The sequence below is a fragment of the Atribacteraceae bacterium genome (assembly GCA_035477455.1).
In the GTDB taxonomy this organism is placed as follows: Bacteria; Atribacterota; Atribacteria; order Atribacterales; family Atribacteraceae; genus DATIKP01.
The window spans coordinates 1-7,487 of record DATIKP010000066.1; the positions used below are offsets into that span (position 1 = coordinate 1).

The 7,487-nt window shown below is 54.4% G+C and carries 9 protein-coding genes and 1 tRNA gene; 9 read left to right on the plus strand and 1 reads right to left on the minus strand.

What is annotated here, in order from left to right:
* Positions 1–274 precede the first annotated feature (274 nt).
* A complete protein-coding gene (locus VLH40_04020; protein ID HSV31175.1) occupies positions 275–505 on the minus strand; it encodes a hypothetical protein in 231 nt (76 codons plus the stop codon).
* Positions 506–662: 157 nt separating this feature from the next.
* Here VLH40_04020 and VLH40_04025 point away from each other — a divergent pair, with 157 nt between their 5' ends.
* From VLH40_04025 to pth, 9 genes are all read left to right on the plus strand, one after another.
* Positions 663–899 (plus strand): Veg family protein, encoded by a 237-nt coding sequence (locus VLH40_04025; GenBank protein HSV31176.1) that lies wholly within the window; start codon positions 663–665, stop codon positions 897–899.
* A 121-nt stretch (positions 900–1,020) separates the two neighbouring features.
* Positions 1,021–1,707 (plus strand): deoxyribonuclease V, encoded by a 687-nt coding sequence (gene nfi, locus VLH40_04030; GenBank protein HSV31177.1) that lies wholly within the window; start codon positions 1,021–1,023, stop codon positions 1,705–1,707.
* Positions 1,708–1,753: 46 nt separating this feature from the next.
* On the plus strand, positions 1,754–2,086 hold the full coding sequence (locus tag VLH40_04035; protein ID HSV31178.1) for an ACT domain-containing protein: 333 nt from the start codon (positions 1,754–1,756) through the stop codon (positions 2,084–2,086).
* Between the two features lie 19 nt (positions 2,087–2,105).
* Positions 2,106–3,470, plus strand: coding sequence for a PFL family protein (locus VLH40_04040; protein HSV31179.1), 1,365 nt, complete (start codon positions 2,106–2,108; stop codon positions 3,468–3,470).
* A 73-nt stretch (positions 3,471–3,543) separates the two neighbouring features.
* Positions 3,544–3,618: transfer RNA gene (locus VLH40_04045), tRNA-Gln, on the plus strand.
* Positions 3,619–3,774: 156 nt separating this feature from the next.
* Complete coding sequence (gene glmU, locus VLH40_04050) at positions 3,775–5,169, plus strand: bifunctional UDP-N-acetylglucosamine diphosphorylase/glucosamine-1-phosphate N-acetyltransferase GlmU (protein HSV31180.1); 1,395 nt, start codon at positions 3,775–3,777, stop codon at positions 5,167–5,169.
* Positions 5,166–6,134, plus strand: a complete 969-nt coding sequence (locus VLH40_04055; protein HSV31181.1) for a ribose-phosphate pyrophosphokinase — start codon at positions 5,166–5,168, stop codon at positions 6,132–6,134. Before glmU ends, VLH40_04055 begins: the two co-directional genes overlap by 4 nt.
* A 78-nt stretch (positions 6,135–6,212) precedes the next feature.
* On the plus strand, positions 6,213–6,866 hold the full coding sequence (locus VLH40_04060; protein ID HSV31182.1) for a 50S ribosomal protein L25: 654 nt from the start codon (positions 6,213–6,215) through the stop codon (positions 6,864–6,866).
* Positions 6,867–6,875: 9 nt separating this feature from the next.
* Positions 6,876–7,451: an aminoacyl-tRNA hydrolase gene (gene pth / locus VLH40_04065; protein ID HSV31183.1), complete on the plus strand. Its 576-nt coding sequence runs from the start codon at positions 6,876–6,878 to the stop codon at positions 7,449–7,451.
* Positions 7,452–7,487 lie beyond the last annotated feature (36 nt).

Below are 7,487 nucleotides of genomic sequence, written 5' to 3' on the forward strand. Positions count from 1 at the left end.
CAGAACTGACGCATGATTTTCAAGAACCATGAACGGTGGGGGTTTAAACGACCTACAAAAAAAACTCTTGGTGCGCTTCTTTCCCCAACTGAGCCGCAGAACTGGCGAGAACCGTCTGTGAAAACCTGCCTTGGTTGACCCCCACCGGTCAGTACAAAATTTCCTCCTGCCAACAGTTGTTGGAAAAACTAGCCGCACGGAAATACCTGGCCCTGCCGGTGAAGCGAAGTCGCTGGCTCTGTAAGTTCAGAAGGGGTCGATTCTACGGATGAATTCAATCTCCGGTCCGTTTTCCTTGGCTATCCGTTCGGCATGCCAAGCGAAGTTCTTTGCGCAAGGTATCGGCCCAATCCGGGCAGTCGAAGATTTTGATGGTGTTTTGATATAGGTACGAAGTCATTCCGCCGTCAAAACAAAGCCCCGGAATACTGCCCTGGATCACAATCCGATCGTAGCAGGCCAGTACTCCTTTAGTCTTGTCTTTGTAACGCTCGGTAAGTGACATCGTACATCCCCCCACGTCGCTACATGATGGCACAGTTATTCGACATGGGGTTCATAAATCCTATTGGTTCCGGCTAAGTCGGGTTAGGTTGCTTTTGTTGCTTTTTTAAGATTCGGCGTGTATAATGGGGAAAAACGCTTATTGGGATGATGCAATCTTGCTTGTTCAAGATGTTTGTCAGATAAAAAATTATGTCACGCTCATCATCGGGAAGGAAGTCGTCGTCGAAGTCAACAGGGGCCGGAAAAAGACCGTCGTCCGAAAAGGGGTCGTCGAAATGACCTATCCTTTTTTCTTTACCCTGAAAATGGATCTTGACGGCTCCTGCCAACGGGTGTCCTTCAACTATGCTGACATCCTGACGAAAACGATCGAACTCGAAGTGTGCGGCTGAAATTCCAAGCGTTTTGTCTTTTCCTCTGGAAAAGATATCCCCCAGCCGGAGTCCCCTGAATCTCATATCTCCGAATTAGCCGGGAAAGCATTCGTGCCGCCGGTGCTCGGAAATGTTTTTAATGGAAAAACTTTTACAATATCCCTTTGATGTCGAACTTTCCGAAGCAAAAAAAATCCAGGATGAATTACGCTCCAGGATGTCTTGGCGTTTTCCCTTCCGCCGGGAGGCGGTGAGGAGGATCGCCGGGGTCGACGTCTCCTATCCTGAGAAGGGATGCGCCTGTGCCGGTATCGTCATTCTTTCCTATCCCTCTCTGGCGGTCGAAGAACTGGTGGTTTCTCGGGGAAAGTCTTTATTTCCCTATATTCCCGGTTATTTGTCCTTCCGGGAAGGACCAGTCATTACGGAAGCTTTCGGCCGATTGAAGAACTTTCCCCAGATCGTTTTTTTTGATGGACAAGGCTTGGCTCACCCCCGCCGCTTTGGCTTGGCCTGTCACTTGGGGGTGCTCTATGACCTGGTCGCCATCGGGATAGCCAAGAAACCACTGGTCGGTTCATATCAAAATCCCCGGAACGTACGTGGGGCATTTGCTTGGATTGTGGATCGGGGGGAGCGGGTGGGCGCCGCGGTGCGCACCCGCTCTGGTACCCAGCCGGTGTTCGTTTCACCGGGACACCGCATTGGTCTGAGGCAGGCGGTGGATTGGACCATGGCGGTGACCGGGAAATACCGGATTCCGGAGCCAACCCGCCTGGCCCACATACAGGCGGGGAATATTGAGAAAAGGTTCGGAAAAGGTTGAAGGATATGGGAAAAAGAGTTGGCAATGCGTAAAGCGGGGGTGAAAGATGAACACCGGACAGAACCCATTGCACAACAGTTTTTCGGATAATGATCAGGCCGCCGGGCAAGACAAAGTGGTCATCACCGTGGTGGGCAAAGATCGCGTGGGGATCATCGCCGCCGTGACGGGACTCTTGGCGGACCATGGAGTCAACATTGAAGACATCACCCAGAAAATATTAGGTGAGTATTTTACCATGATCCTGGTTGGCGACGTTTCGAACAGCGATCTCTCGCCCGGTCTATTGCGGGAGCGGCTCATCGACCGAGGCCGCGAGATCGGGGTCGATGTCTACCTCCAGCATGCTGCGGTATTCCGGGCCATGCACAGAATCTAATTATTACGGGAGGTTCTCTGTGCTCTTTGACCGTTCGGAAATCCTGGAAACCCTCCGGATGCTTGAAATTGAAAATCTTGATGTTCGGACCGTCACGCTGGGCATGAACGTTTGTGACTGCCGGCAAGACACATTTGCTGGAACGGTCCACCGGGTCGCGGACAAAATCAGACGGATTGCCGGAGGACTCAGTGAGACAGTCGATGAGGTCTCAGAGCTTTACGGGATCCCGGTCGTGAACCGGCGTATCGCTATCACTCCCTTTTCCCTTCTCTTGCGGGGCGATGAAGGAGAAAAGGACTTGGTTGCCGGAGCACAGACAATCGATGGTTTGGCCCGGGACATCAGGATCGATTTTTTGGGGGGGTTTTCCGCCCTGGTCCACAAGGGATTCACAGAGGGGGACCTGGCACTCATTCATGCCCTGCCTCTTCTCTTGTCGGAGACTGAGCGGATTTGCGCATCGGTGAATGTGGCCTCCACCAAAAGCGGGATCAACGTCGATGCTCTCCTGCTCATGGGGAGGGTACTGCGCGACACGGCGGCACTGACCGGCCAGCGGCAGGGCATCGGATGCGCCAAATTGGTGGTGTTTGCCAACGCCCCGGAGGACAACCCATTTATGGCCGGCGCCTTTCACGGGATAGGAGAACCCGGTGCGGCGCTGAATGTGGGTGTCAGCGGACCCGGCGTAGTGGCGGAACTCATACGTCGAAACCCGAAGGCGGATCTGGGGGAAATTGCCGAAATCATTAAGAGGACCGCATTCAAAATCACCCGGGTTGGAGAACTGATCGGACGGGAAGTTGCCCGGCGGCTCGCTCTCCCTTTTGGCATTGTCGACCTCTCCCTGGCGCCGACGTCCCGGGTTGGTGACTCAGTCGCCGAGATTATTGAAGCCTTGGGCGTCGAGCGGTGCGGTGGCTGGGGGACGACGCTGGCTCTGGCGCTCGTGACCGATGCGTGCAAAAAGGGAGGGGCTATGGCTTCTTCCTCAGTAGGAGGGCTGAGTGGGGCCTTTATCCCGGTGAGCGAAGACGCCGCAATGACCGAATCGGTACGAATAGGGGCTTTGTCCCTCGCAAAGCTCGAAGCCATGACCAGTGTCTGTTCGGTAGGCCTGGATATGGTCGCCGTTCCCGGAGACACCTCGGCGGAGACGCTGGCCTGTATTATCGGCGATGAAATGGCCATCGGAGTCATCAATGGGAAAACGGTCGGCGTGCGGATTATACCCGTTCCGGGAAAACATCCCGGTGATTGGGTATCCTGGGGGGGGTTGTTTGGAGAAACGGTGGTTATGGAGATCAACCCCTATTCCGGGAAGAGGTTAATCAACCGCGGCGGACGAATGCCGGCTCCGATAATCAGTCTCAGAAATTGACACTGCATGGCTAATTATATATAATTTTTTTCTACTTCCCACCCATTTCCCATTTTCCGGAAGATCGTGACGGTGGGGCGTGGCCAAGCGGTAAGGCAAGGGACTTTGGATCCCTCATTCGGAGGTTCGAATCCTCCCGCCCCAGCCAGAAATCATGGTTTCTTGGAAGTTCCGTGTGGTATAAAAAGGTAACGAATCAGGGACGTCATTTCGAGAAACGCGACTGGCCGGTCGCGTTTTGTTATTTCCGAGGGACAGGTGGTAAAGAGTTCAGAGTAGGTTAGTTTATTGACAGGGGATGGATATGACTGCGCATCGTTGGTGTTTCTGTATTCTGGCGGCTGGTCAAGGCAAACGAATGGTTTCGGCCATTCCCAAGGTTATCCTGCCTGCCTTGGGGAGGCCGTTAATCAAGTATTTACTTGACCGGAGCAGCATGCCCCGGTTCTCCCAGGTTTTGGCTGTGATTTCACCCGACCACCGGGAGAGCGTCCGACAAACAGCCGGTGCTAACGTCGGCCTGGTTGTTCAAGAGGAGCCCCGGGGGACTGCCGATGCGTTCCGGTGTGCCCTTTCACATATCTCCCCGGAGGTGGACAACGTCCTGGTGGTGTATTCGGATATGCCTCTTTTGGAGGAAGCCACCCTGGACGGCCTGATGGCCTTTACTGAAATCCACGGTTCTCCCCTGGTTCTCATGACCTCGGAAACGTCGCAACCTTCCGGATTCGGACGGGTCATGCGGGACGCCAAAAAGGAGCCAGTCCGGATCATCGAAGAACGGGATTGCACGTCAGAACAGCGGGCACTGACCGAGATCAACCTGGGCATCTATGCCTTCCACCGGAATAGTGCCGGAGCGATCCTTGACCGGATCGACCGCAGGAACGTGCAGGATGAATATTACCTTACCGACTGCCTGGTGGTTGCCCGTGCGTTAGGAGTGCATCCGGACGTATACCGGGTCCCCTGGTCGGACGAATTTAAAAATGTCAATAACCCGACTGAATATGCTCAGGTTTTAAATATTCTGCGTTACCGAAAGAACAGTGCTCTGCTGGAGCAGGGGGTAAAAATGATTGACCCCGCGAGCACCTACGTCGATTGGGAATGTTCGGTGAAACCCGATTGCTGGCTGTACCCCGGAACAGTCGTCGAAGGAAGAAGCGTCATCGGTGCTGGGAGTTTGATCGGACCCTTTACCAGGATTGTGGACAGTCAGATCGGGAGGGGATGTCGGATCGAGTTCAGTGTTGTAGAACATTCGGTCATCGATGACCATGTCCAAGTCGGACCCTATTCTCACCTACGGCCGGAAAGCCATCTTCATGACCATGTCCGGATCGGTAATTTTGTGGAAATCAAAAAGTCGGCTGTCGGCGAGAAAACCAAGGTCCTACACCTGAGCTATCTGGGGGATGCCATGGTCGGAAAAAACACGAATATCGGGGCCGGCACCATTACCTGTAATTATGACGGGGTGCAAAAGAACCGGACCACCATTGGAGACCGGGTCTTTATTGGGAGCAACAACTCGCTGGTCGCCCCGCTTTGCATTGGTGATGGCTCATATACAGCGGCCGGTTCGACGATCACCCGGGACATACCACCCGGGGCTCTGGGAATAGGCCGGGTCAGACAGAAAAACAAAGAAGGATGGGCTGACCGGGTAAAGCATGCGGGGGATGAAGCGAAATGATTGGATACAACGAAATCTCTCAACACTTGAAAATTTTCAGTGGGACAGCCAACGAGCACCTGGCCCAGGAGATTTGCTGGTATCTGGATTTGCCCTTGGGCCGTGCCGAAGTAAGTCGTTTCTCCAACAAGGAAATCCGGGTTCAGATCGAGGAAAGCGTCCGAGGTGCCGACGTATTTATCGTCCAACCGACATCCCCTCCGGCCAACGATAATCTCATGGAGCTACTGATCATGATCGATGCCATGCATCGGGCGTCGGTCAAGCGGATTACCGCGGTCATCCCCTTTTATGGGTATGCCAAGCAGGACCGTAAAACCAAGGGTCGTGAGCCGATTTCCGCCAAGTTGGTCGCTAACCTCCTGGTGACTGCCGGTGTGGATCGGGTGCTGACCATGGATCTGCATGCCGGACAAATCCAGGGGTTTTTCGATATACCGGTGGACAACCTGGTGGCCCAACCTCTTTTAGCCCGGTATTTTTTTTCTAAGAAGTTGACCGACCTGGTGGTGGTCAGTCCCGATGTGGGGGGGACAGCCAGGGCCCGAAATTTCGCTAATTATTTGGGAGTAGACTTGGCGGTTATCGACAAATACCGCCCGACCTTTGCCGAAGTGATGGTGATGGGAGTTATCGGAAATGTGGAAGGGAAAGCGGCTATCCTGGTGGACGATCTGATCGATACCGGGGGGACCCTGGTCGAAGGGGTGACCGCCTTGATGGAACGAGGCGCGAAAGAAGTCTATGCCTGTTCGACCCATCCTGTTTTCAGCGAATTGGCTCTGGAACGCATCCGGTTCTCCTGCCTGTCAGAAGTCCTGGTAACCAATACTATCCACCTCAACCAGGAGGAAGCGCACCGGCGAGCCGGTGGCAAGATCAAGATCCTGTCCGTCGCTCCAATATTCGCCGAGGCGATCAAACGAATTCATGGTGAACTGTCGGTCAGCGAACTGTTTGTCTGACGATTCCCAAGCAAGGTAACATGATGGAGCTTTCACGCACGCGCACGTTGGCCGCGTAATGACATGGGAGGAACGACAATGGCTCAGAAAGAGACGACAACCATTCATCTGGAACCCAGAGAAGAGAACGGCAAGTCGGCCGTCAGAAAAATGAGACGGAGCGGCTGGATTCCCGGAGTGCTCTATTCTCAGACGAGCGGGCTGGAAAAGGCGTTATCGGTCAAAATAAAAACCCGAGAGCTGCTCGGGGTTATGCAGGTCCCTGGTGTGACTCATCACCTTCTTGACTTGGCTATGCCAGACGGCGTCAGGAAGGGGATAATCAAGAGTGTCCAGAGAAATCCCTGTAAAGAGGAAATTTGGCACATTGATTTTTACGGGGTAAGGACTGACCAGAAACTGACTCTGACTGTTCCGGTGATCATCAAGGGCTACGCCGAGGGTGTCAAGATGGGCGGAATCCTCGAACAGATTAGCACCCAGGTGTTGATTGAGTGCCTGCCCGATGCCATTCCGGAGGGCATTGAAGTCGACATCACCGCCTTGGAAATCGGCGACTTGGTGCACGTCCGGGATCTGACTGTCCCGGAGGGAGTGGAGATCAAAGAGAATGCCGACGAAGTAATCCTCCTCGTCGCCGCACCGCGTGCCGTCGTTGAAGAGGCAGTGACACTCGAAGAAGAGGGGATTGTCGAACCCAAGAGAGTCGGTGAGGAAGAGGAGGAAGTATAGGAGGATTGCTTGACCCTCATTGTCGGCTTGGGCAATCTGGGAAGCCGTTACCGGCTGACCCGGCACAATGTCGGATTTCGGGTGGTCGACCGGCTTTTGGAAGGCGCCGAGCGTTGGAGGCGGGGTGACCGATCCCTTCAGGCCTCAGTTGCTCTGGAGGGGAACCCGGTCATTCTCCTTAAGCCCATGACCTTCATGAACCTGAGTGGTGAGGCTCTTGGAGCCTTTGTAAAAGCCCGTCGCCACGTCGCCGGTGAGTTGATTGTGGTACACGATGAGTTGGATCTGCCGCCTGGTGTGGTCAGAATCAAAAAGGGAGGCGGAACGGCCGGGCACCGTGGGCTGGATTCCATTGTCAGCTATCTGGAACGGAATGATTTTATCCGGGTTCGGGTGGGTATCGGACGTCCCCCAGAGACAGGACCGGCGACTGATTATGTTTTGGGGGTTCCCTTGGGTGAAGAAGAAACTCTCCTTGCCGAGGGGGAGCGAGCTGCCGCCGAGGCCGTGCGAATGATTCTCCGGGAAGGCTTGGTGATGGCGATGAACCGTTTCAACCGGCGTATTCCCGGGGAGGCCGAGTGAAAGCCATGCGTTCCCCGGAGAACGGGAGGATAGCAA